At 64.0% G+C, this 25,887-nt stretch carries 16 protein-coding genes; 4 read left to right on the forward strand and 12 right to left on the reverse strand.

Features of this window, described 5'->3' with window-relative positions:
* Positions 1-39: 39 nt before the first annotated feature.
* A complete protein-coding gene (locus HDC32_RS03765; protein ID WP_184742571.1) occupies positions 40-2,715 on the reverse strand; it encodes an MGH1-like glycoside hydrolase domain-containing protein in 2,676 nt (891 codons plus the stop codon).
* 69 nt (positions 2,716-2,784) lie between these two features.
* On the reverse strand, positions 2,785-4,194 hold the full coding sequence (locus HDC32_RS03770; RefSeq protein WP_184742574.1) for an OprD family outer membrane porin: 1,410 nt from the start codon (positions 4,192-4,194) through the stop codon (positions 2,785-2,787).
* A gap of 298 nt (positions 4,195-4,492) precedes the next feature.
* On the opposite strand from HDC32_RS03770, the gene HDC32_RS03775 reads away from it, so the two are divergent.
* Positions 4,493-5,869 carry a VOC family protein gene (locus tag HDC32_RS03775; protein ID WP_184742576.1) on the forward strand — a complete coding sequence of 459 codons (1,377 nt, stop codon included), beginning with the start codon at positions 4,493-4,495 and terminating at the stop codon, positions 5,867-5,869.
* A 256-nt stretch (positions 5,870-6,125) separates the two neighbouring features.
* Here the strand turns inward: HDC32_RS03775 and HDC32_RS03780 are convergent, their stop codons facing one another.
* Positions 6,126-6,350, reverse strand: coding sequence for a DUF465 domain-containing protein (locus HDC32_RS03780; RefSeq protein WP_053128262.1), 225 nt, complete (start codon positions 6,348-6,350; stop codon positions 6,126-6,128).
* Positions 6,351-6,525: 175 nt separating this feature from the next.
* Here HDC32_RS03780 and tkt point away from each other — a divergent pair, with 175 nt between their 5' ends.
* The gene (gene tkt, locus HDC32_RS03785; RefSeq protein WP_184742578.1) at positions 6,526-8,589 is read left to right on the forward strand and encodes a transketolase; all 2,064 of its coding nucleotides are present in this window, start codon (positions 6,526-6,528) and stop codon (positions 8,587-8,589) included.
* 67 nt (positions 8,590-8,656) lie between these two features.
* On the opposite strand, the gene uvrA is transcribed toward tkt, so the two are convergent.
* The 7 genes from uvrA to HDC32_RS03820 all read right to left on the reverse strand — a co-directional run bounded on the left by uvrA (position 8,657) and on the right by HDC32_RS03820 (position 19,787).
* Entirely contained in the window at positions 8,657-11,176 is a 2,520-nt protein-coding gene (gene uvrA, locus HDC32_RS03790; RefSeq protein WP_184742580.1) for an excinuclease ABC subunit UvrA, read from the reverse strand.
* Positions 11,173-12,885, reverse strand: coding sequence for an ATP-binding protein (locus HDC32_RS03795; RefSeq protein WP_167655795.1), 1,713 nt, complete (start codon positions 12,883-12,885; stop codon positions 11,173-11,175). The genes uvrA and HDC32_RS03795 overlap by 4 nt, the downstream gene beginning before the upstream one ends.
* 109 nt (positions 12,886-12,994) lie before the next feature.
* Positions 12,995-16,066: an error-prone DNA polymerase gene (locus HDC32_RS03800; protein WP_184742582.1), complete on the reverse strand. Its 3,072-nt coding sequence runs from the start codon at positions 16,064-16,066 to the stop codon at positions 12,995-12,997.
* Between the two features lie 43 nt (positions 16,067-16,109).
* A complete protein-coding gene (locus HDC32_RS03805) occupies positions 16,110-17,525 on the reverse strand; it encodes a DNA polymerase Y family protein (RefSeq protein WP_184742584.1) in 1,416 nt (471 codons plus the stop codon).
* A gap of 7 nt (positions 17,526-17,532) precedes the next feature.
* Positions 17,533-18,147, reverse strand: coding sequence for a translesion DNA synthesis-associated protein ImuA (gene imuA / locus HDC32_RS03810; RefSeq protein WP_145337499.1), 615 nt, complete (start codon positions 18,145-18,147; stop codon positions 17,533-17,535).
* Positions 18,147-18,764, reverse strand: coding sequence for a transcriptional repressor LexA (gene lexA / locus HDC32_RS03815; RefSeq protein WP_131699268.1), 618 nt, complete (start codon positions 18,762-18,764; stop codon positions 18,147-18,149). The genes imuA and lexA overlap by 1 nt, the downstream gene beginning before the upstream one ends.
* 114 nt (positions 18,765-18,878) lie before the next feature.
* Positions 18,879-19,787: a LysR family transcriptional regulator gene (locus HDC32_RS03820; RefSeq protein ID WP_131699267.1), complete on the reverse strand. Its 909-nt coding sequence runs from the start codon at positions 19,785-19,787 to the stop codon at positions 18,879-18,881.
* A gap of 204 nt (positions 19,788-19,991) precedes the next feature.
* Here HDC32_RS03820 and HDC32_RS03825 point away from each other — a divergent pair, with 204 nt between their 5' ends.
* Together HDC32_RS03825 and HDC32_RS03830 are read left to right on the forward strand one after the other, a co-directional pair.
* Positions 19,992-20,390: a helix-turn-helix domain-containing protein gene (locus tag HDC32_RS03825; protein ID WP_090403294.1), complete on the forward strand. Its 399-nt coding sequence runs from the start codon at positions 19,992-19,994 to the stop codon at positions 20,388-20,390.
* 58 nt (positions 20,391-20,448) lie between these two features.
* Positions 20,449-23,211: a winged helix-turn-helix domain-containing protein gene (locus HDC32_RS03830; protein WP_184742586.1), complete on the forward strand. Its 2,763-nt coding sequence runs from the start codon at positions 20,449-20,451 to the stop codon at positions 23,209-23,211.
* On the opposite strand, the gene HDC32_RS03835 is transcribed toward HDC32_RS03830, so the two are convergent.
* Together HDC32_RS03835 and HDC32_RS03840 are read right to left on the reverse strand one after the other, a co-directional pair.
* On the reverse strand, positions 23,158-24,681 hold the full coding sequence (locus tag HDC32_RS03835) for a winged helix-turn-helix domain-containing protein (RefSeq protein WP_184742589.1): 1,524 nt from the start codon (positions 24,679-24,681) through the stop codon (positions 23,158-23,160). The two genes, HDC32_RS03830 and HDC32_RS03835, sit on opposite strands and share 54 nt — an antisense overlap.
* Before the next feature lie 95 nt (positions 24,682-24,776).
* Positions 24,777-25,727 carry a GlxA family transcriptional regulator gene (locus HDC32_RS03840; RefSeq protein WP_184742590.1) on the reverse strand — a complete coding sequence of 317 codons (951 nt, stop codon included), beginning with the start codon at positions 25,725-25,727 and terminating at the stop codon, positions 24,777-24,779.
* Positions 25,728-25,887 lie beyond the last annotated feature (160 nt).

Consider the following 25,887-nt stretch of genomic DNA (forward strand, 5'->3'; position numbering starts at 1 on the left):
AGGGGTCTTGCCCCCGATGGCGGTTTGTCAGTCGCTTCATCAGTTGACTGATTCACCGCTATCGGGGGCACGCCCCCTCCCACATTTGGGCTGTAGCAGCAACGCCACCAACGCACTCCATCCGGTCTGGTGCGAAGCCCCCAACCCCCGCCCCGTCTCGCCATGGAAATATTCATGGAACAACACCAGGTCACGACTGGCCGGGTCCGCTTCCAACTGCGCATACCCCGCCATCGACGGTCGTGAACCGTTTTCATCCCGGAGAAACAAGCGGGTCAACCGCTGGCTGAGGCTGTCGGCCACTTCCTCCAGCGATGCCAGATACCCACTGCCCGTCGGGTATTCCACCGAAAAGTTGTCCGCGTAATAGCGGTGAAATTCGCGCAGCGATTCAATCAGCATGTAGTTCACCGGCATCCACAATGGCCCGCGCCAGTTGGAGTTGCCGCCGTACAAGCGCGAGTCGGATTCCCCCGGCTGGTAACGGGCGCACAGGGTGTCGCCATTCATCTTCAGCGCCAGTGGCTGCTCGGCGAACGCCTTGGACAGGGAACGCACGCCAAAGGCCGAGAGAAACTCGTCATCATCGAGCATGCGCCGCAGCAGATCCTTGGTGCGCTCGCCACGCAACAGCGCGAGTAACAGGCGATTGCCCTGCCCCGGTTCGTTCCAGCGCGACACCAGCTTGGCCAGGTCCGGCCGGTGATGCATGAAACCCAACAGCCGTTTACGCAACCCCGCCAGCCCTTCGTGTTCGCGCTGTTCCAGCACCAGCACGGCAAACAACGGCATCAGGCCGACGATGGAGCGCAGGCGCACCGGCTCGTTCTGGCCGTCGGGACGGTGCAGTACGTCATAGAAGAACAGGTCCTGCTCGTCCCACAGGCCTTCGGCGCTGTCGTCGACACGGTTAATGGCGCCGGCGATGTACAGGAAGTGCTCGAAAAACTTCACCGCAATATCGACGTACACGACATTGCGCTTGGCCAGCTCCAGGCCGATGCGCATCAAGTCCAGCGCATACGCCGCCACCCAGGCGGTGCCGTCGGCCTGATCGAGCTGATAACCCGGCGGCAAGTCGGCCGAACGGTCGAACAAGGCGATATTGTCCAGCCCCAGGAAACCGCCCTGGAACAGGTTGCGGCCTTCGGCGTCCTTGCGGTTGACCCACCAGGAAAAATTCAGCAGCAGCTTGTGAAAGATCCGCTCAAGGAAATCCAGATCGCCCACACCGGTCAGCGCCTTGTCCTGCTGATACACGCGCCAGCTGGCCCAGGCATGCACCGGTGGGTTGGCGTCGTCGAAACGCCACTCGTAGGCCGGCAGTTGGCCGTTGGGGTGCATGAAGCGGTCCTTCACCAGCAATAACAACTGTTGCTTGGCATACCCAGGATCCATCAGTGCAAACGCCACCGCCTGGAAACCCTGGTCCCAGGAGGCGTACCACGGGTATTCCCAGGTGTCGGGCATGGAGAGGATGTCGAAGTTGGACAGGTGCCGCCAATGGGTATTGCGGATATGCAGGCGCTCGGGCGGTGGCGCGGGCTGGGCCGGGTCGCCGTCGAGCCACTGGTTCACATCGAAATAATACAGCTGCTTGGACCACAGCAAGCCGGCCAGGGCCTGGCGCTGCACATTGCGCGCGTCGTCATCGGCGATGCCTTGCTGCAAGGCGGCGTAGAAGTCATCGGTTTCCTGGCGACGCTGTTCAAACAGTTTGCGCGCGCTGACCTCGGGCGCATCAACGGGCGCAAAGCGCAGGTAAAGACTTTTGCTTTGCAGCCCCGCCAGCTCAAGGATAAAGCGCGCGGCAACCTTGGTACCGGTGTCGCGACGAATCGCAGCGTCCAGCCCTTCGACCACGTAACCGTTGATCCCGTCCTTGAACGGCCCCGGCGCCGGTTGCCCGTCGAGCAACGGGAAGTTGCTTTCGTTCTCACAGAACAGCCATTCCAGGCCGTCCTGGCCCCAGGCGCTGAGCTGCCGATCGGGCAGTTCATGATGACGGGCCAGCACGTGTTCGCCCTCCAGCCTCAACTGCGGCTTGGGCGCATCGAAGGTCCAGCTCCAGTCATTGCGCGCCCACACCTGCGGCAACACCTGCAGGCGCGTCGGCTGCTGCGAACGGTTGTGCACGGTGACGCGCATGAAAATATCGTCAGGCTGGTGCTTGGCGTATTCGACGCTGATATCGCAGTAGCGGTTGTCTTCGAACACGCCGGTATCGAGGATCTCGTACTCGGCATCGCCCAGCCCGCGACGGGCGTTCTCGGCGATCAGGTCGGCGTAGGGAAAGGCGGCATGGGGGTATTTGTAGAGCATGCGCATGTAGGCATGGCTGGGCACACCGTCGACGAAAAAGTACAGCTCCTTGACGTCTTCACCGTGGTTGCCCTCGGCGTTATTCAGGCCGAACAGGCGCTCCTTGAGGATCGCGTCGCGCTCGTTCCACAGGGCCAGGCCCAGGCACCAGCGTTGCGCTTTGTCGCTGAAACCGGCCAGGCCATCCTCGCCCCATCGATAGGCGCGGCTGCGCGCATGCTCATGAGGGAAGTAAGCCCAGGCGTCGCCGTCGGCGCTGTAGTCTTCGCGCACCGTGCCCCATTGGCGTTCGCTCAGGTAGGGGCCCCACTCGCGCCAACGCTCGGCATCCTGCGTCGCCAGGCGTTGGCCTTCAATCGTGTCCAGTATTCGGGTGTCGGGTGTGGCCGTCATCGGGTCCTCCATCGCCTACCAGGTGCGGAGCAGTGTAGAGCCCAATGACGCCCGGGTGCACATGAAGACTTAGAAGATGGCGTACGTGTAGTTGAAGATCAGGCGGGTCTGGTCCTGGTCGGCGGTGCCGGTGTTTTTGCCGTGATAGGTACCGGTACGCAAGGTGGTACCGAAGCCTTTCAGAGGACCCGCCTGCACCACGTAGTCCAGACGGAAGTCGGTTTCGTTTTCTTTCTGGTCAGGGCCACCGGCGACCTTCGACTTGATATCCGAACCGTCCAGGTAGGCCACGGACGCTTTCAGGCCCGGCACGTAGGCCTTGAAGTCATACGAGTACTGCCCGAAGTTGACCTGCTCGCCCGCCCGGGAGAACTGGCCCACCACCGCGTCGGTGAACAGGTAGAAGTCGCTGCCGCCGGCTCCTTGGGCGTGCGGATCGGCAAGGCTGCCCTGGTTGACCCACACAAAGCCGCCATCGTCACCCACGCCAATGTGGCCGAGCATCAAGCTGCTGCCGCCCAGTTGGTAGGTGAACGCGGCACTGTAGGTTTTGTTGTCCACTTCGTTCGCATGCTTGGCGTAGCCGCCGTTGTTGTTGAACTGGTAGCCACTCTGGCCATTCCTGCCGTCGCTGCTGCTGTCGAAGTAACGCAGGTCGGTCTTGAACGACTGGTCGTTGCCCAGCGGCAGCACGTGGGCCAGGCCGAAGTAGTTCTGTTTGTAGAAGTCCTGCAACTGGGCGTAGTAGTACTGCAACGTCAGGTTTTTCGCGATGGCGTTGTCGGACGAACCAAACGGCTTGTAGTCCACCCCACCGAATTTGAAGCTGTCGCTGTCGCGCGTACCGCCAGCCACGCTCAAGCCCGTGGAGTTGCTGGAGGCACGGCCTTCGACGCGGTTCAGCTCGCCGCCGGTGAAGGTGACGTTGGGAATATCGCTGGAGGTAAGGATGCCGCCGTCAAAGGTTTGCGGCGCCACGCGGCTGTCGTTGGAGACCAGGATCGGCAGCACCGGCGCCAAACCACCCCCGACATGCAACTCGGTCTGGGAAATGCGGAACTTCACGTTGCCGGCCGCGCGACCGAAGGCATCCGCCGGCTCGGTGCCGTTGTTCCTGGTCGGGAAGAAGCTGTTGCCGTTACCCGCCAGGCCAGGGCCTGCGGCGTGACCATCGCCACCGTCCAGGCGCAGGGCGCCGAAGGCCATCACGTCAAAACCCAGGCCAACGGTGCCTTGGGTGAAACCGGATTTGTAGTCGAAACGCAGCGCGGTTGCCGCTTCGCGCAAGTCGTTGTTGGTCCCCGAGCGGTTATCCGCGCTGTAGTACATGGTCCGCGAACTGACGGACGCATGGCTGTCTTCGAGAAAGCCGCTGTGGCCATTGCCCGTGCCCAGCGAGCCGAGCCCGAAGTCATCAGCGTAAGCCTGTTGCGCAAGAACGGCGGCCGTGATCGACAACGCCAGTGTAGAAATTTTCATTAACTGCGGCCCCTGAATGTTTTTTTATCGTGCTTGGCGTGCAAACCCATCGTGGGCTCTGCAAACGTGACGATTCTTTCATGCTGGCCCGGGCGGACCTCGTGAAGCTTTCTTTAGAAAAGTGCCTGGAAAATGAAATTTCTCTGCCGCCGTTTTTTGTCATATTCACGTCATTTCATTCATTTGCAGAATGAAGTCCAGAGGATTCTTCGTTTGCACGCCCGCCCACAGCCCAACAAAATCCAGGCACAGGCCGCGCCCATCTCCACCCATCTCCATCGCCATCAGGAATTTTTCTATGCACACCACCGCACATGTCAGCCCCGACGAGATCCGCAAGGGCTTTTCCAAGGCCATGTCCGACATGTACCGAGATGAAGTTCCCCTGTATGGCGCGCTGATGGAGCTGGTCGCCGAGACCAACACCCACGTACTCGACACCGAACCGGGCCTGGCGCACCAGCTGCAACGCACCGGCGAGATCCAGCGCCTGGACATGGAACGCCATGGCGCCATCCGCCTGGGCACTGCGGCGGAACTGGCGATCATCAGCCGCCTGTTCGCGGTGATGGGCATGCAGCCGGTGGGCTACTACGACCTGACCCCCGCCGGCGTACCGGTGCACTCCACCGCCTTCCGCGCCGTGCATGAAAGCGCGCTGCAAACCAGCCCGTTTCGCGTGTTCACCTCGCTGCTGCGCCTGGAGCTGATCGAAAATCCCGAGCTGCGTGCGTTTGCCGAAACCGCCCTGGCCAAGCGCTCGATCTTCACCCCCCGCGCCCTGGCGCTGATCGAGCAATCGGAGAAAGACGGCGGCCTCACTGCTGAGGATGCCGATGAGTTTGTGCGCCAGGCCCTGGAAACCTTCCGCTGGCACCACACCGCGACCGTGACCGCCGCGCAGTACCAGCAACTCAGCGACCAGCACCGCCTGATCGCCGACGTGGTGGCCTTCAAGGGCCCGCACATCAACCATCTGACCCCGCGCACCCTGGACATCGATCAGGTCCAGGCCGCCATGCCCGGCAAGGGCATCACCCCCAAGGCCGTGATCGAAGGCCCACCCCGCCGCCACTGCCCGATCCTGTTGCGCCAGACCAGCTTCAAGGCCCTCGACGAACCCATCGCTTTCACCGATGCCCAGGGCAGCCATAGCGCGCGCTTCGGTGAAATCGAACAGCGTGGCGTGGCGCTGACGCCCAAAGGCCGCGCACTGTACGACCAACTGCTGAATGCCGCGCGGGACGAACTGGGCGCGTTCCCCAACGAGGGCAATGCCGCGCGCTACATGCAATTGATGGAGCAGCACTTCCAGGCCTTCCCGGATACCCACGCGCAAATGCGTGAACAGGGCCTCGCCTACTTCCGCTACTTCGCCACGGAAAAAGGCCTGGCAGCCCGCGGCCAGGCCGATCAACCGCGCACGCTGGAGGCACTGGTCGCCGCCGGCCATGTGGATGTCGAACCGTTGGTGTATGAGGATTTCCTGCCGGTGAGTGCGGCGGGGATTTTCCAGTCGAACCTGGGGGACGCGGCGCAGAGTCACTACGCGGTCAATTCGAACCAGGCCGAGTTCGAGAAGGCCCTGGGGCGCAAGACGATTGATGAATTGAAGTTGTATGGCGAGACGCAGCAGCGTTCGATGGATGAATGCACCCGGACACTGCTGGCGTAAAAACAGCAAGTGCCACCCGGCTCACCGGCGCAATCCTTGCGCCGCAACAGTCCCCTGAGCCGGGTGGGCGAGCGGCATCATAGACAGTGGCGTGAATGATGCCCCTAAGGCAATTCTGAATAAATACGCTGTGCTTTTTGTAGGAGCGAGCTTGCTCGCGAAAAACTTGAGAACGCCGCGTTAAATCAGAAGAGCTGCGTAATCGTTGACGTTCTTCGCGAGCAATCTCGCTCCTACCGGTGGGTCAGATTTTCATTTAACCCAATCGCCCCACGATCTCGTCTTTGACCAACAGCCGTTTCTTTTTCAGCTTCTCCACATCCTCATCGCTGGCTTTGGCCGATTCCGCCTTCAACACCTCCCCGTCGGCAGCGTCGTATTGAGTGAGCAGCGAGTCCAGGCGTTTGTCGCTCGCCCTGCGTTCGTGAACGGCTTCCTTGCTCAACCCCAAATCCTGATACAGGTCGTGTTTCACTGGCATGGCGTACCTCCGCAAGTTGATCAATGGCCTACACCCTTGAAGCTAGCCCATTCCAACCGGTCTTGTCATGTTTAGGCTCAATCCATCCCCGTTCGTCGCGGCGCAGGCAATGGGATCAAACCTTTACCACACCCTGCCCTCCACTGTAGATCGCCACCCGAGGGAGAACGGTTTCATGACTCACGCTGCCACTGCTGTCGACACCCAATGCATCAACACCCTGCGCACCCTGGCCATGGACGCCGTGCAGAAGGCCAACTCCGGCCACCCCGGCACGCCTATGGGCCTGGCGCCGGTGGGCTATACGCTGTGGAGTCGCTTCCTGCGTTACCACCCCGAGCATCCCGACTGGCCCAACCGTGATCGCTTTGTGTTGTCGGTGGGACATGCGTCAATGCTGTTGTATTCGCTGCTGCACCTGGCCGGCGTGGTCGAGATCGATGCCCATGGCAAACGCTCGGGGCAACCGGCGATCAGCCTGGACGACATCAAGCAGTTCCGGCAGATGAGTTCCAAGACCCCCGGGCACCCCGAGTACCGCATGACCACCGGCGTGGAAACCACCACCGGGCCGCTGGGCCAGGGCTGCGCCAACAGCGTCGGCATGGCCATGGCCGAGCGTTGGCTGGGCAAGCGCTTCAACCGCGACGGCCGCGTGCTGTTCGACTACAACGTCTACACCCTGTGCGGTGACGGCGACATGATGGAGGGCATCAGCAGCGAAGCGGCGTCGATGGCCGGGCACTTGAAGCTGGATAACCTGTGCTGGATCTACGACAACAACACCATCAGCATCGAAGGCCACACCGAGTTGGCCTTCAGCGAGGACGTGATCAAGCGCTTCCAGGCCTATGGCTGGCACACCTTACACGTCACCGATGCCAATGATCTGCAGGCCTTGGGCGAGGCGCTGAACACCTTCAAGCGCAACACCGGCGCGCCGACCCTGATCGTGGTCGACAGCGTGATCGGCTATGGCTCGCCGCACAAACACAACACCGCCGCCGCCCATGGCGAGCCGTTGGGCGACGATGAAATTCGCCTGACCAAGGCCGCGTATGGCTGGCCCGAAGACTCCAGTTTCCTGGTACCGGACGAAGCCCGCAGTGTGTTGCGTGATGCGCTGCTGGAGCGCAGCCGGCCGCTCTATGAAGCATGGAACCAGCACCTGGCGCAGCTTGAGCAAGCCGAGCCGGCATTGGCCGACGAGTTGCGCCGCATGCGTGCCGGCGAAATGCCGGAGCACTGGCAGGATGACCTGCCCCGCTTCGACACCGACACCAAGGGCGTCGCCAGCCGCGCCGCCGGTGGCGAAGTGCTGAATGCGTTTGCCCAGCACGTCCCCTGGTTGCTCGGCGGCTCGGCGGATTTGTCGCCGTCGACCAAGACCAACCTCACCTTCGACGGTGCCGGGCGCTTCAGTGCCGACGACTACAGCGGGCGCAACCTGCACTTCGGCATCCGCGAACACGCCATGGGCGCGATTGCCAATGGCATGGCGCTGTCCTACCTGCGGCCGTACACCTCGACGTTCCTGGTGTTCAGCGACTACATGAAGCCGCCGATCCGCCTGGCCGCGATCATGGAGTTGCCGGTGGTGTTCGTCTTCACCCATGACTCGATTGGCGTGGGCGAAGATGGGCCAACCCACCAGCCCATCGAACACCTGACCCAACTGCGGGCCACGCCGGGGTTGCTGACCCTGCGCCCCGGCGACGCGAATGAAACCCTGGAACTGTGGAAGGTCGCACTGGCGCAAACCCACCGGCCAAGTTGCGTGGTGCTGTCCCGCCAGCCGCTGCCGACGCTGGATCGTACGCAGTATGCGGCGGCGTCGGGTGCGGCCAAGGGCGCGTATGTGTTGGCGGGGGCTGATGATCCTAAAGTGATTCTGTTGGCGACGGGCAGTGAAGTCAGCCTGGCGGTTGCAGCGTATGAGCAGTTGAAAAGCGAAGGGATCGCCGCGCAGGTGGTTTCAATGCCCAGCTGGGAACTGTTCGAAGACCAGGACCAGGCCTACCGCGACAGTGTCTTGCCGCCGGCAGTGAAGGCACGGGTGGTGGTGGAACAGGCCGGGCCACTGGGCTGGGACCGCTACGTCGGCCAGACCGGCGCCAAGGTGGTGATGAACAGCTTCGGCGCGTCGGCGCCGCTGGCGAAGTTGCAGGAGAAGTTCGGGTTTACGGTCGAGAACGTGGTGAAGCAGGCCAAGGCACAGATCCAACTGACCCAACGCTGAGCAAAATGCGGGAGGGGCGGTGCGACGATTCGACTTGCCTCCTCCCACATTTGGACCACACCGCCGGTTAGATAAGCTCTCGAGCCAGGAACGGTGCGGTGCGGCTGGTTTTGTTTTTGGCCACCTTCTGCGGCGTTCCACTGGCAACCACCTTGCCGCCCAAATCCCCTGCCCCCGGCCCGATGTCGATCACCCAATCACTCTGGGCCACCACGCGCATTTCATGTTCCACCACGACCACCGTATGCCCCGCCTCCACCAGATGATTGAGCTGGCTGAGCAAGCGGTCGACATCCCGTGGGTGCAGCCCGGTGGTGGGTTCGTCCAATACGTACAACGTCGCGCCGCGGGCGTTGCGTTGCAGCTCGGTGGCCAGTTTGATCCGCTGCGCTTCGCCGCCGGACAGTTCCGTCGCCGGCTGCCCCAGGCGCAGGTAACCCAGGCCGATATCCCGCAGCACTTGCAGCGAGCGCAGTACCCCCGGCTGCTCGGCAAACACCTCCACCGCTTGTTCCACGGTCAGCCCCAGCACCTGGGCGATGTTCAAGCCTTGCCATTTGACGGCCAGGGTTTCGGGGTTGTAGCGCGCGCCGTGGCAGGTCGGGCACGGGGCGTACACGCTGGGCATGAACAGCAATTCAACGCTGACAAAACCCTCGCCCTCGCAGTTCGGGCAACGGCCCTTGGCGACGTTAAAGGAGAACTGCCCGGCGTCGTAATCGCGCTTCTTCGCCGCAGGCGTCGCGGCGAACAACTTGCGTACGTTGTCGAACAAACCGGTGTAGGTCGCCAGGTTGGAACGCGGGGTGCGGCCGATGGGTTTCTGGTCCACCTGCACCAGGCGACGGATATGCTCCAAGCCGGCACCGATGCGTCCGCCGCTGGTTTGCGGGGCGTCGTCTTCCAGGCTCGGTTCTTCGTCGCTGTCCACCCGGCTGCCGAGGCCGCTGCCGACCAACTCCAGCAGCGCCTGGCTGACCAGGCTGGACTTGCCCGAGCCGGAAATACCGGTGACCGACGTAAAGCAGCCCAGCGGGAAATCCACGCTCAGGTCCTTGAGATTATTGCGCGTGACGCCTTCCAGGCTCAGCCAGCCGGTGGGTTCACGGCGCGCCTGACTCGCAGGGCGCTTGTCGGCAAACAGATATTCCCGGGTCTGCGAGGCTTCGACGTCCGCCAGGCCGGCAGGCGGCCCGCTATAGAGCACTTGCCCGCCATGTTCACCAGCGGCCGGGCCCACATCGATCAGCCAGTCGGCGCGGCGCATGGTTTCCAGGTCATGCTCGACCACAAACAACGAATTGCCCGCCGCTTTCAAGCGTTCAAGCGCGGTGAACAACGCTTCGCCATCCGCCGGGTGCAGGCCTGCCGAAGGCTCATCCAGCACATAGATCACCCCGAACAACTGCGAGCCCAATTGCGTGGCCAACCGCAAGCGCTGCAACTCCCCGGACGACAGGGTCGGCGTGCTGCGCTCCAGGGACAGATAGCCCAACCCCAACTCGATCAAGGTACTGACCCGCTCCAGCAGATCCTCGGCGATGCGCTGGGCCGCGAGGCGTTTTTCCACCGACAGCTTCATCTTGTCCTGCCCCGCCGCCACCGGCCGCAACAACGCGGCCAATTGCGTCAATGACAGTTGCGACAACTCACCAATGTCCACCCCGGCAAACTTCACCGACAGCGCCGCCTTGGTCAACCGCTTGCCATCGCACAACGGGCAGGCGCTGCCTTGCATGAACTGCGAGACACGCTTCTTCATCAGGGCGCTTTGCGTGTGGCTGAAGGTGTGCAGGATGTAGCGCCGCGCACCGCTGAAGGTGCCCTGGTAGCTCGGCTCCAGTTTGCGTTTCAGCGCTTCGCGGGTCTGCTCGGGGGTGAAGCCGGCATACACCGGCACGGTCGGGGTTTCTTCGGTGAACAGGATCCAGTCGCGCTGCTTTTTCGGCAGGTCGCGCCACGGAACATCCACGTCATAGCCCAGGGTCACGAGGATGTCACGCAGGTTCTGGCCCTGCCAGGCCAAGGGCCAGGACGCCACTGCGCGCTGGCGGATGGTCAGGGACGGATCGGGCACCATCAGCGCCTCGGTCACTTCATACACGCGCCCCAGGCCATGGCACTGCGGGCACGCGCCCTGGGGCAGGTTCGGCGAAAAGTCCTCGGCGTACAGCATCGCCTGTCCCGGCGGGTAGCTGCCGGCACGCGAATACAACATGCGGATCAGGCTCGACAAGGTGGTGACACTGCCCACCGAGGAACGCGCACTCGGCGTACCGCGCTGCTGTTGCAAAGCCACGGCGGGGGGCAGTCCTTCGATACTGTCCACATCGGGCACGCCGACCTGATCGATCAGCCGTCGCGCATAGGGCGCCACCGATTCGAAATAGCGGCGCTGGGCTTCGGCATACACCGTGGAAAACGCCAGGGACGACTTGCCCGAGCCCGAGACGCCGGTAAATACCACCAGGGCATCCCTGGGAATATCCACGTCGACGTTCTTCAGGTTGTGTTCGCGGGCGCCGCGCACCCGTACAAATCCAAGGTGCTGGGCAGTGATCGGGGGGAGGGTACGCTGTGAAGTCATGAACAACCTTGTCTGGCGGTGAGCACGCTGCGCAGCCGTTGCGTCAGGGCCTCGGGGCTGTAGGGTTTGCTCAGCAGGTGGATGTCAGCGCTGAGCAGGTGATTGCTGGAGAGAATGTCCCGCGTGTGCCCCGAGGTGAACAGCACCGCCACCGGCGGCGACTGGGCACGGGCCCACTCGGCCAGGTCGGTGCTTTTGACCCGGCCGGGCATCACCACGTCGGTGAAGATCAGGTCGGGCCGCGCCCCGTCCTGCAAGGCTTGCATTGCGCGGTCGCCGTCCTCGGCGGTCAGCACGGTGTAGCCCGCTTGTTCGAGCAGATCCACCACGGTCACCCGTACGTCCTCGTTGTCCTCGACCACCAGAATGGTTTCCTGGCCCACGTCGTGCGGCATGGGTTCAGGGTGAGTCTCCTGGACTTCTTCGCCCAGGCTGCGCGGGAAGTACATTTGCACCACGGTGCCCTTGCCCTCCTCGCTCCACACGTCCACATGCCCACCGCTCTGGCGAACAAAACCAAACACCATGCTCAAGCCAAGACCGGTGCCGTGGCCGTTGCGCTTGGTGGTGAAAAACGGCTCGAACACCCGCGCCAGGATCGTCGCCGGCATGCCCACGCCAATGTCCGTGACGGCCAGGCGCACATACTCGCCCGGCTTGATGCTTTTGCCGATGCAATCCCTGGGGTTGAGGATGATGTTTTCGCCGGTGATGCGAATCACGCCCTCGCCTTTCATGGCATCGCGGGCATTGATCGCCAGGTTGAGCAACGCATTTTCCAGCTGGTTGCGGTCGACGTTGATGCACCAGGAGTCCTGCGGCAACTGCACATCGATATGAATGGTTTCGCCGAGTGCGCGTTGCAGCAACTCGCCCAGCCCGGCATAGATGCGCTGCGGGTTATACACGGCCGGTGACAACGGTTGGCGACGGGCAAAGGCCAACAGTTGCGACGACAGTTTGGCGCCACGCTCCACCGCCGCGATGGCCGCCGTGACGCGCCGCTGTACCTGGGCATTCTCCGGTTCATGGCGGGCCAGTAAATGCAGGTTGCCGGCGATCACTTGCAGCAGGTTATTGAAGTCATGGGCCACGCCACCGGTCAGGCCGCCGATGGCCTCGAGCTTTTGCGCCTGGCGCAGTTGGTCTTCGGCGGCGGAACGCGCCTGGACTTCAGCGGCCACGCGCTGCTCCAGGTTATGGGTCAGCTCCTGGCGCAAGCGTTCGGAATGCACATGGGCGGTGGTCTCCACCACAATCGCCAGCACGCCGGCCGGTTGCTGGTCGTCGCCAGGGACGGGGCTGTAGTAGAGATCCAGCCACACCGTTTCCGGCTGGCCGTTGCGCAGGAGCACCAGGTCCTTGTTGTTGAACGACAAGGTGCCGCCGGCCAGGCAGGTGTCCACCACATGGCGGTTGAAGTCGGCCACTTCCGGCCAACCCAGCTCCACCGGCGAGCCGAGCAAATACGGATGGCGGCCACCGGCGAACACCGAATAGCTGTCGTTGTAGATCATGTACCCGGCCCGGCCCCACAGCATCACCATGGGCACGGGGGACGCCAGCATCATCTGCACGGTACAGGCGAGGCTGGTGGACCAGCGGTCAAGCGGTCCCAGGTCGGTGCTTGACCAGTCAAATGCGCGAATTCGCTGGGCCATTTCGCCGGCCCAACCTTCACAGCCGTGGGGATTGGATAAGAATTGCATCGTTCGGCTCTGCGCAGAGAAAGGACAGTCGCAATTTTTTGAGCGCATCAAGGGTCGATGGTTTCATTTTGTATAAATTAGGGGTTAATCACCGCAAGCGCTACCGGCCTCAGTGAAAATCCCGGCTGCGCACCGTGATGCCTTCCAGCAGCGGCGTCAGGTCGGTCAGGCGCCCGGCGATCAGGTGTCGCACCTCACCCACCGCCTCCCAGCGTCCGTCCACCTTGAGCAGGCGCGAACCCACCAAGACCTGGCGCTGACGTTCGGCCAGGTCGCGCCAGACCACCACGTTGAGGTTGCCGAATTCATCTTCGAGGGTGACAAAGGTCACGCCACTGGCAGTGCCGGGACGCTGGCGACCGGTCACCAGCCCGGCAACGCTGACAGTGCGGCCATGTTCCACCGCCATCAGTTCGTTCGAGCTGCGGCAGCGCCGTTTACGCAGCTCGGCGCGCAACAGCGCCAACGGATGCGGGCCAAGTGTGGTGCCGAGCAGGGCGTAATCGGCATGCAGGTCCTCGCCCACCGTCGGTGTTGGCAGTTCCACCCGTGCTTCATCGGGGCTGGGAAGGCCAGCAAATAACCCTAGCTGCTTATGCACCCCAGCCACGGCCCAGCGCGCCGTATGCCGATTGCCGGCCAGCGCGCGCAAAGCCCCGGCATCCGCCAGCAACGCCTGGGCACGCGCCTCCAGGTCGGCGCGCTGGTCCAGGTCGGCAATGTCGCTGAACGCCCGGCGCTGACGTGCAGCTTCGATACGCCGCCCATCCTCTTCGCGAAACCCCGAGATCATGCGCAAGCCCATGCGAATCGCCGGTTGCTGGCCGTCGATGGGTTCCAGGCTGCAATCCCAGTCGCTGGCCTGCACATCCACCGGACGGATCTGCAAACCATGGCGCCGCGCATCCTGCAGGATCTGGTCCGGGCTATAGAAACCCATGGGCCAGCTGTTGATCAGCGCACAGGCGAAGGCCGCCGGCTCATGGCACTTGAGCCAGCAACTGGCGTAGGTCAGCAAGGCGAAACTGGCGGCGTGGGACTCGGGGAAACCATAGCTGCCAAAGCCCTTGATCTGCTCGAATATCTGCGCGGCAAAAGCCTCGGTGTAGCCGTTTTTCAACATGCCGGTGCGCAGGCGTGCTTGATGCGGTTCCAGGCCACCGTGACGTTTCCAGGCGGCCATGGAACGGCGCAACTGGTCGGCCTCGCCGGGGCTGTAGTCGGCGGCGACCATGGCGATCTGCATCACTTGCTCCTGGAACAACGGGATGCCCAGGGTGCGCTTGAGCACCGCCTCGAGCTCCGGCGACGGATAGGTGGTGGGTTCCTCTTTGTTACGCCGGCGCAGATAGGGATGCACCATGCCGCCCTGGATCGGCCCGGGGCGCACGATGGCCACCTCGATCACCAGGTCGTAGAATTTTTGCGGCCGTAACCTGGGCAACATCGACATCTGCGCCCGCGACTCGATCTGGAACACGCCAATGGTGTCGGCCTTGCTGATCATCGCGTAGGTGGCCGGGTCTTCCTTGGGGATCGTCGCCAGGGAAAAGTCCAGATGGCGATGGCGACGCAGCAGATCGAAACAGCGGCGGATCGCGCTGAGCATGCCCAGGGCGAGGATATCCACCTTGAGCAGGCCGACCGCATCGAGGTCGTCCTTGTCCCACTGGATGATGGTGCGCTCGGCCATGGCGGCGTTCTCCACCGGTACCAGGGTGTCCAGCGGGTACTCGGAAATCACGAAGCCACCGGGGTGCTGGGACAGGTGCCGGGGAAAACCGATCAGTTGCTGGGTGAGCGTCAGTACGCGGCGCAGGATCGGGCTGTCCGGGTCGAAGCCGCCCTCACGCAAGCGTTCCAGGGGCGGCGCATCGTCACTCCAGCGGCCGCAGCATTCGGCCAGCGCGTTGATCTGGTCCGGCGGCAAGCCCAGGGCCTTGGCCACATCGCGCACCGCACCGGCCGCGTGGTAACTGCTGACCACCGCCGTCAGCGCCGCGCGCGTGCGGCCATAGCGCTGGAACACGTATTGCAGCACTTCTTCGCGGCGTTCGTGTTCGAAGTCGACGTCGATGTCCGGCGGCTCGTTGCGCTCGCGCGACAGGAAACGCTCGAACAGCATGTTCATCAGGCTCGGGTTGATCTCGGTGATCCCCAAGGCAAAACACACCGCCGAGTTGGCCGCCGAGCCGCGTCCCTGGCACAGGATCGAACGGCTGCGCGCGAAGCGCACGATGTCGTGCACGGTGAGAAAGTAGCTTTCGTAGCCCAGCTCGCTGATCAGTTCCAGTTCGTTGTTGATCTGCTGCAAGGTCTTGGCGTCGACCCCTTGCGGCCAGCGCTGGGCGATGCCTTCTTCGGTGACGGCGCGCAGCCAGGATTTGGCGTCATGGCCTTCGGGCACCAGCTCGCGCGGGTAGTGATAGCGCAACTGGCCAAGGTCGAAGGTGCAACGGCGCGCGATGTTAAGGGTCTCGTCGAGCAAGGCTTGCGGGTACAGCGCGTCCAGCGCCTCGATGCTGCGCAGGTGGCGCTCGCCATTGGGGTGCAGTCGCGTGCCGGCTTCAGCCACCGGCACGTGATGGCGGATCGCGGTCATGGTGTCTTGCAGGGCGCGGCGGCCGCGCGCATGCATATGCACATCGCCGCAGGCCACCGCCGGGATATGCAGGCTGGCGGCCAGTTGCAGGCGTTGCTCCAGATGCCGCGCATCGTCCTGGCCGCAGTGCAGGTGCACCGCCAGCCACAGGCGTTCGGCGAAGGTACGGCGCAGCCACTGGATGGAGGCCTGGGTGTCGCTGTCTTCGGCAATCCATAGCGCCAGGAGGCCGTTGAGGGGGCGTTCGAAGTCCTCTTGCAGCAGGCGATAACGGCCCTTTTCAGCGCGGCGGCGGGCCAGGGTAATCAGGCGGCACAGGGCCTGGTAGCCGCTGAGGTCCTGCACCAGCAGCACCAGTTTCGGGCCGTTCTCGATGCGCACTTCGCTGCCGATAATCAGCGGCAAGCCCACCGCCTTCGATGCCTGCCAGGCCCGCACAATGCCCGACAAAGTGCATTCATCGGTGATCGCCAGGGCGCTGTAGCCCTGGCGTTTGGCCCGTTCGAACAACTCCAGCGCGCTGGAGGCACCGCGTTGGAAGCTGAAATTGGACAGGCAATGCAGCTCGGCGTAACTCATGTCCACCGCCTCCTACAGAGAGCCGGTTGCAGCCTATGGGGACTCATGCAAACCAGCCTTGCAGCCACAGCCCATCGCTTTGCCCCACACTGCGATAGGCCCAGCCTTGCTGGCCGGCGCGGGTACGGATCAGGTAGTAGTCGCGGCGAATATCGGCGCCGTCCCACCAGCCGGATTCGATGCGCTCCGGCCCCATGAGGATCTGCACGCCCTGCTCGGCCAGCAAGGTCGGTTCGTTAAGCAGCCAGCCGGGACGCTGGACCTTGTTCAAGGTGACGCACGGGCTTTTATCCGCCGCCATTTGCCAGGCGCATTCGGGGCGATGGTCGGCATGGAAGCGCAGGCCTTGCACCGCCTCATCCCCCAGGCGGGCCCGCAGGCGTTCGCGCAGTTGCTCCCACGGCAAGGTCTGTTGCGGGCGATCGTCGAACAGGTCCTGGCGTTGCGGCACGAACACCGGCAGGTCCTGGGCCACCAGGCGAAAGCCGCGCACCGGTGAAGTGACCTGTACCTGCTCCAGGCGACCACGGGCCAGTTCGAACAGCATCGCCGGTTCGCGCTCGGCGCTGAGCAGGCCGACCGTGATCACGCTGTCCGGCGCCTGGGCATGCTCCAGATGCAGGTCGAAGCGTTGCACGCCACTGTCGCGACCGCAGAGGAAGGCCGAGAGGTCGCCGGTCAAACGCCGCAGGGGGAATAACAAGGCCTGGTGGGATTGCACATCGAAATTCAACTCGATGCGCACATCGAACTGGTCCGGCGGCTGATAGAACGCCAGGGCCAATGGTCGTTGCCCGGTCAACGCATCCAAGTGCTTGAGCAGGCCGGCGTCAAAGCGCCGCGCCAGGGTGTGCCGGGGCAACGCCTGTACCTGGGCCAGGGTACGCAGGCCCATGCGCGACAACGCGGTGGCCGCTTGCGGGTCGAAGCCGGCGCGGTCGATGGGCAATGGCGCCAGGGCCTGGAGCAACCCATCCTCATCGGCCACGGCCAAGCCATCGTAGAGATTGGCCAGCACCCGCGCCGCCGCCGGGTTGGGCGCGGCGACGATACGGTGACGAAAGCCCAGCTCGGTCAGTTCCTGGCGCAAGCGTGCCTCGAACTGTGGCCAAGGCCCGAACAGGCCCAGGCTCGATTCGATCTCGAACAACAAGGCGCGCGGGTAATACACGCTGACCTGGGAGCTGAAGCGGTAGGCCCAGGCCGCCAGGAATTGCTGCCAGCGTTCGATTTGCACGGGGTCGTATTCGGCGCTGGCAAAGGTCTTGGCCAGGGCATGGGCGGCCGTCAGCGATTGACCGGGACGCAGGCCCACTGCGCGGGCGGCGTCATTGACGGTTTGCAGCACGCGCCGCTGCGGCGTGCCGGCCAGCAGCGCCAGGGGTTGGTCGGGCTCGGGGTGCAGGCGCTGCACCCCGTCCAGCGCCAATTGCGGGAAGACAATACACACCCAGCGCATGGCAACCTCAGTGCCCCGCCAGTGCAATCGGCGCCGGGTGAGCCAAACCGCCCCGGCACTTGAGCACCCGCACCTGGGCAGGTTTGGCCTCGACGGCCAGGCGCAGGGCGGCGGGTGAAGCGTTGATCGCTTCACTCAAGGCGCGCCAGGCAAACGCCAGGGTCTGCCCGGTTTCCGCGGCCACCTGCAAGCGACGCAAGGCGCGGTCATCCGCCTTGCGCGGCCAGCACAGCACCGCGCCGCAACTGCCGGAGCGCAGGCACTGCTCCACCGCCCACAACACATCGCGCGCCTCGGCCTGGACCACCGACAGCTGGCGCAAATCCACCCCGGCGTTCTGCCAGGCGTGGGGGTACGGGGTGTAGGGCGGCGCCACCAGCACAATGCGCTCCCCCGCCGCCGATAATCGCGCGAGGGTCGGCAGCACCAGTTGCAGTTCGCCCACGCCTTCCTTGGCCATGAGGATTTCGCTCAAGGCCGACTCCGGCCAGCCGCCCGTGGGCAGCACCGCATCCAGCGCCGCCAGCCCCGTGGGGTGTACGCTGGCCGGGGGCGCGGCAGGCCGGCCTTTCCAGACGCGACCGCCATTGAACAGCGTGTCCAGTGCAATCACGGCGCCCATCAGCCTTGCCTCACCAGGCCGCAGAATACCCCTTCGATGGCCAGGTCCTGGTCGGGGCCTACCACGATAGGTTCATATGCGGGGTTACGCGGCAGCAGGCGCACACGTTCGCCACTGCGTTCGAAACGCTTGATGGTGACTTCGCCGTCCAGGCGCGCCACCACAATCTGCCCGTTCACGGCTTCGGCACTGCGGCGGACGCCCACCAGGTCGCCGTCGAGGATGCCGTCTTCGATCATCGAATCACCTTGCACCCGCAACAGGTAATCCGGGGTTTTCGCGAAAGTAGCGGGGTCGAGTTGCAGGCGGCTGTGCACTTCGGCATCCGCGCCGATGGGCAGGCCTGCTGCCACTCGGCCGAGCACCGGGACATCCAGCCACTCCGGGCGCATGGGCTGGTTGAGCAAACGGATACCACGCGCCTGGTTGGGATTGACCTCGATGAAGCCGGCCTCGGTCAGGGCCACAACGTGTTTACGCGCGACGCTGCGAGAGGCAAAGCCGAACGCCTCGGCGATCTCGGCGAGGCTGGGGGGTTGGCCTTGCTGCGCGATACGGTCGCGGATGAAGGTCAGGATGGCGGTGCGGCGGGGGGTCAGGGTTGTCATGGAGTACATTTGTACTCTTTTGGGAAATTTCTTACAAGGACCGGTAGTCGGGGTTGGGGGGGTATGCACATTTAACCGAGTACACCAGGCTCACAACTCCGGTCGGCCCAGAAGCCGCCAAGCTCACCCCCCTCCCGCCATATGCTGCGCAATCCTGCCCCTCAACCACCGCTCCGCCGGGTCATTGTCATGCACCCCACTCCACACCATCGACAACTCCGCCGCATCAATCGCAAACGGCGGATCCTCTGCCCGCAGCGCCGTGCCCTCGGTCAACGCACACGCCGCATAGTCCGGCACCGTTGCAATAATCTGTGTACCGGCCAGCAACGCCCGCAAGCCACTGAATTGCGGCACCGCCAGCACCACCCGGCGGGCACGGCCGATACGCGCCAGGTCCAGGTCGATATTGCCGCTCAAGTCTCCCGAGAACGACACCATCGCATGGGGCCGCGCGCAATAGTCGTCGAGGGTCAGCGGTTCAACGCCGTCATCACCGCGCAGTACCTTGCAGGGAATGTCCCGCAGTTTCTTGCGCTTGGCATTCGCCGGCAGTTCGGTGGTGTAGCTCACGCCTACCGAAATCTCGCCACTGGCCAGTAATGCGGACATCAGCAGGTAATTGGCGCGGCGTACCACCACGATGATGCCCGGGGCTTCTTCACGCAGTTGGCTGAGCAACGGCGGGAACAGGCCGAACTCGGCGTCGTCGGACAGGCCGATGCGGAACACCGCACAGCTGGTGGAGGGGTCGAAGTCCTTGGCGCGGCTGACTGCGCCTGAAATGGTGTCCATGGCCGGTTGCAGCTCCTTGAGTATCGCCACGGCGCGTGGCGTGGGCTCCATGCCCCGGCCGTTGCGCAGCAGCAACGGGTCGTCGAACAAATCTCGCAGCCGCCCCAAGGCCGCGCTCACCGCCGGTTGGCCCATGAAGAGCTTTTCGGCGACCCGGGTCAGGTTCTTCTCGAACATCAGCGCTTCGAAAATCACCAACAGGTTCATATCGACGCGGCGCAGGTCGTTGCGGTTCATGGCGGTATCCAAACGGTTAGCAGGCTGCCAGCTAAGCAGGCAAAACACTGCCTGGATTGCATGCCTGTGCTGTCTTTTTCGTGACCGAACCTGGCGAAATTAACAACGATTAACTCGCCAGCCAGACGGTGCGGCGCCAAAAATGAGCCGGTCTACACTGCATCCATTCACCGGGAACGCTCCCATCGACTGCGGATATTCGTCATGGCCCGACCTGCGTACTGTGCTCCTCGCTTATCCGCTACCGGCGGCCTGTGCCCCCGGCGCGAGCGGATCGCCAAGCAATTGATCCTCGCCAACCTCGGCGAAAGCCTGGCGATCGCCGACCTGGCCCAAGCCTGCGCCCTGTCGCGCAGCCATTTTTCCCGCGCATTCAAGTGCACCACCGGGCTGTCGCCCCAGGAATGGATACGCCAGCAGCGCATCCAGCGGGCCAAGGAACTGATCACCGGTTCCTCCTTGAGCCTCACGCAAATCAGCCTGGAGTGCGGGTTTTGCGACCAGGCGCATTTCTGCCATATGTTCACGCGCAGCGAGGGCGTCAACCCGATGACCTGGCGAAATCACCAACTGCGTCACAAGCCTCAAGAGATCGCTGCCTAGTGGTCTGCATGCACCTGGAATATGCTGGCCGCTTACTTTTCCCAGAGCATGGCCACCCATGAGTGCCCCACGCGACCAGGCCGTGCATTTCGGTCCTTACCGTATCCACCCGCGCCAGCGCCTGGTGCTGGAGGCCGGTCGCCCGTTGCGCTTGGGCCGGCGGGCAATGGACATCCTGCTGATCCTGTTGGAGCAGGCCGGCACTGTGGTGAGCAAGCAGGAACTGATCGCCCGGGTCTGGCCCAAAAGCGTGGTGGAAGACGGCAACCTGCGGGTGCATATGGCAGCGCTGCGCAAGGCCCTGGGCGACGGCCAGGCCGGGCAGCGCTATATCGTCACGGTGGCCCAGCGCGGCTACAGTTTTGTAGCACCACTGAGCATCGAGCCGATGAGCCTACCGACCGAAGGCGCGCACCAACGCCCGGGCCACAACCTGCCGCTGCGACGCACGCGCATGCTCGGCCGCCAGGCCCTGATCGACAGCCTGGTGCAGCAGCTGCCCGAGCAACGCTTTATCACCCTGACCGGCGCCGGCGGCATCGGCAAGACCACCGTCGCCTTGCGCGTGGCGGAATTGTTGATCGGACATTACCGCGACGGTATTCGCCTGTTGGACCTGGCGCCTCTCAGTGCACCGTCGATGATCCTGCCCAATCTCGCCGCGCTGCTCGACCTCACCCACACTGAGCACGAACCGCTGGCTGTGTTTGCCCGCCGTCTGCAGGAGCACCAATTGCTGCTGGTGATCGACAACTGCGAACACCTGCTGGACGACATCGCGCTGATCAGCGAGACCCTGCTGCGCCACGCGCCCAAATTGCACATCCTCACCACCAGCCGCGAGGCATTGCGCGCCGAGGGCGAGTCGGTGCAACGCCTGGAGCCCCTGGCCTGCCCGCCCGCCACCGGCAACCGCGCCCAGGCCCTGGGCTATCCGGCCCTGCAACTGCTGATCGAGCGGGCCATGTCCCATCAGGACAGCTTCGAACTGAGCGAAGCCGAACTGCCCCTGGCTATCGACATCTGCCAACGCCTGGACGGCATCCCCCTGGCAATCGAGTTGGTGGCCGCGCAGATCGAGCGCTTCGGCCTACCCGGCCTGCTGGTGCAAATGGAAGACAACTTCCGCCTGCTCACCCGTGGCCGGCGCAGCGCCCTGCCCCGCCATCAAACCTTGCGCGCCACCCTGGACTGGAGCTTTGAACTGCTCACCGGCTGCGAGCAAATCTGCCTGCGTCGCCTCGCGGTGTTCCGGGGTGGCTTCAGCCTGGCCAGTGCCGCAGCGGTGATCGCCGGGCAACAGGTTGCGCCGGCCGCGGTACTGGGTTCGATCACCCAACTGGTGGCGAAATCCTTGCTCAATGTGGAGGCTGGGGATGACGAGGTGATCTATCGCCTGCTGGACATCACCCGCACCTACGCCCTGGAAAAACTCAGCGTCGCCAATGAACTCGACGCCACGCGTGAACGCCACGCCAACCGTTGCCTGGTCCTGATGAACCAGGCGCAGGACGATTGGGAACAGACGGCCACCCAAACCTGGATCGACCGCTATGCCCCGCTGCGCGAAGACATTCGTGCCGCCCTCGACTGGGGCCTGGGCGACCAGGGCGTCCACCTGCTGGGCATTCGTCTCACCGTCAGCGCCATGCCGTTGTGGCAGGAGCTGTCGCTGCTGCGCGAACACGGCCTGTACGTGAGCAAGGCCCTGGCGCGGCTGGGGCAATCGAGCACGCCGAGCCCGCACTTGAACATGGCCCTGCAGTTGGCCTTCGGCAGTTTTTCCTATCACACCCTGGGCGGTACGCCGCAGACCATCGAAGCCTTTGCCCATGCACGGCGCCTGGCCGAAGCCGACAGCAACCTGGTCGGCCAACTGCGCGCGGTGTCGGGGCAAATGACGGTCAGCCTGTGCGGAGGCAACTACCGCGAGGCCCTGGAGCAAAGCCTGCATTTCGACCGGTTGGGGCCTCAGGCCGAGCCGTTGCTGGCCCTCAGCGCCCAACGCCTGAGGGTGCTGGCGCAGCACTTCGCCGGCCACCAGGCGCTGGCGCAGCAGAATGCCGAACAGGTGATCCAGCGCATGGCCCAGAGCGGCCATCTCAACCGGTTTACCCACGGCTTTGGCGTGCAATACGACCAGAGCGTGGCCTCGTTGACCATCCTCGCACGCATCCTGTGGCTGCGCGGTTTCCCCGACCGCGCGTGGCGCACCGCAAGCCAGGCACTGGCGCTGGCATTGCAGATCAATCACGGCACGTCGATTTGCTACACCCTGGCCCTGGCCGGGGTGGTCATCGCCCACTACAACGGTGACTCCGTCGCAGCCCGCGACCAGTTGGACCTGCTACTGCAGCAGGCGCAAAAGCATTCGGTGCAGTTGTTCCACACCTGGGCGCAGTGCTACGAAGGCACGGCGCAGATCGACGATAGACAGGGATTGGGGCTGGTCGAAGACATCCTGGTGACCTTCAACGCCCGGGCAGTGGATGACGCCTTGTTCGAACGCGCCCGGTGCGGTGCGGCCGGCTGGTGCAGCGCGGAAATCCTGCGCGTGCGCGCCGAGTCCATGCCCGACATCCACGGGGCTGAGGCGCTGCTGCTCGAAGCCCTGGGCCTGGCACACCAGCAACGCGCGCTGGCCTGGGAGCTGCGCTGTGCAGACTCCTTGGCACGGCTGTGGCAAAAGCAGGGTCGTGTGCAGGCAGCCCGCGACCTGCTGGGTTCGGTCTACGCGCGATTTACCGAAGGCTTCGCCACCCAGGACCTAGTCCGCGTACGCTGCCTGCTCGACGAGCTGCAGGACAAACGGCCGGCCTGAAAACGTCCCCAGGTAATGCCCATAACCCTGCTGCAAACGCGCAACCTGCTGCGGGTTGCGCAGGAGTGCCAGGCCATAGCTGCGCACGCTGTTGAGCAGGCGATAGCGCGGATAACCCGGACCGGGTTCGAGGCTCAACAGCGAGGTACCGACCAGGCGCGTGAGCAAATACGACAAGTCGGCGTGTTCCAGCTCTGTGCCGGCGACCAGCTGATTCAGGGTGGGCGCGGTCACGGCCATCTTGAACAGGCTCAATTGCAGGAACAGCCAGCGCTCCGGCAGGCTCAGGCGCTCGTAGGTCCAGTCCAGGGCGGCGGCCAGGGATTGGTGGCGCTCCACCGCCGTGCGGCGGCCCCGGGCCAGTACCTGCAATCCACTGTGCAACTGCGCCTGTAAACCACGTACGCCCAGCGCGTCCACCTGGGCGGCCGCCAGTTCAAGGGCCAGGGGAATACCGTCGAGGCGCCGGCAGATGTCCCGCAACGGCGCCAGGTCCTGTTGGCGCAACACAAAGCCCTGTTGACCGGCACACGCTCGTGCGACGAACAGTTGCACGGCGGGAAACGCCATCGCCTGTTCAATACTGCCCACCGCCGACGGCGCCGGCACGGCCAATGGGGGCACGCGCAGCACCCATTCGCCTGGGGCCTGCAACGCTTCGCGACTGCTGACCAGCACGCTGACCTGGGGCGCGGTTTCGCGCAGCACCCGCAAAAGATGTCGACAGGCGCCGAGCAGCAGATCGGCGCCGTCGAGCACCAGCAGCAAATGCCGGGAGACCAGTTGGCGACACAACTCAGTGGCACTGCCGGCGGGCTCCAGGTGCAGGGCCGTGACCAGGTGGCGCAGCATCATCAGCGGCGTCTCCACAGTGGCCAAGTCGACCCACCACACACCGTCGCGGTAGCGCGGCAATACACGCTCGGCCAGGGCCTGGGCCAAGACGCTCTTGCCCACGCCGGCGCAACCGGTGAGGGTCATCAGGCGCTGCCCGGACAAACGCCGCACCAGCACGCCCAGCAGTTCATCGCGACCGATCAGCGGGCTGAGCCGGGTTGCGAGGTTATGCCGGCGCAGCACCGCTGCGGCCGGGCCATGTAGGGATGCGGCGAAACAGTAGCCGCGCTGGGGGTCGTTAATAATGAAGCGTTGCCCGTCAAGGGCACGGCGCAGTGCGGCGATGTGCACCCGCAGATTGCTCTCTTCCACCACGCTGCACGGCCAGACCCGCTCGATCAAGGTAGCCTTGCTGATGAATTGCCCTGGCGACTCCAGCAGCACCGCAAGGACATCCAACGCCCGACCGCCCAACGGCACCGGCCAACCCGCCTTGCTCACCAACCGCTGCTGCCGGTGAAACGCATAGGTGCCGAAGCGCACCGTGCCATCCGCGTCAATCGCCTGAGGCTCATTCATGTCTGCAATCGCGCTGAAACGCCCGGTCTTGGGCATCCGCGCATCCTTTTCCATGGGCTCGACGTTATCTTGCCAGCTACCTGTAACAGGGCAATGCTGGCACAGGGAGCGATACGGACAATCGGGTGCGCGAGACGGACATCCCGTCGTTAACTGAACTGTTGGCGGTATTGGGTAGGGTTCAAGCCGAGTTTTTCACTGAATAGAAAGCGCATGTGCCGCACGCTGCCGAAGCCTGCATGGAACGCCACGGTCTTGAGCGGCAGGTCGGTGGTTTCCAGCAGTTGCCGGGCGCGGTCGATGCGCGCGCCCTGCAGGAAGGCCATGGGCGTCATCTGCACGTCCTTGGCGAACAACCGGGCAAAGTGGCGTGGGCTCATGCCAGCCAGTTCGGCCATGGACTCGATGGTGAAGGGCTGGTCCAGATGGGCGAGCACATGGTTCTGCACGCGGGTGATCGCGGTTTCCTGGGGCGCCACGGACGCCGTCATCGGACTGAACTGGGCCTGGCCGCCCTGGCGTTTCATCACCACCAGCAGCACCTTGGCCACATCCACCGCCACTTGCTTGCCATGGTCCTGGGCGACGATCGACAGCGCCAGATCGATACCGGCGGTGACCCCGCCCGAGGTAATCAACCGCCCATCCTGCAGGTAGATGCGATCCGTCTCGACGATGGCCTTGGGGAAGGCCTTGATCAGGCGCTCGGTGTAGTGCCAGTGGGTGGTCACGCGGCGTTCGTCGAGCAGCCCGGCGTGGCCCAGCACAAAGGCTCCGGTGCAGATCGAGCCGAAGCGCCGCGCCCGTGGCGCCGCCGCCTTGAGCCAGGGCAGCAGCGACGGGTGGCATTCGTTGTAGGCACCCGGGCCGCCGGGCACCAGCAGCAGGTCATAAGCCGCCTGGTCCTGGTCCAGCAGCAGGTCAGTCTGGACCATCACCCCATTGGAGGCGCGCAAGGGACCGGGCTCGGTACCCAGGGTGAGAATCTGGTAATGCTCCGCCGCCGACAGGTAGCGGTTGGCAATGGAAAACACTTCGAGCGGCCCGGCCATGTCCAGCAGGAGGAAGTCCGGGAACAGCGCCATGGCCACGGTTTTCATACGGGAAGAATCCATCGAGGGAAGAAAGCGGCGGATATTATGACACGCCTTTTTATTGTCAACATATAGGGGACAGTTATTCAGATTCCAGCTTCTTAATGAATATCTCAGTTACCAGTAATCTTCTTCTCAACGCAAGCGCCCTGCATCTCGCAGCCCG

The organism is Pseudomonas sp. JAI120 (assembly GCF_014207255.1).
In the GTDB taxonomy this organism is placed as follows: domain Bacteria; phylum Pseudomonadota; class Gammaproteobacteria; order Pseudomonadales; family Pseudomonadaceae; genus Aquipseudomonas.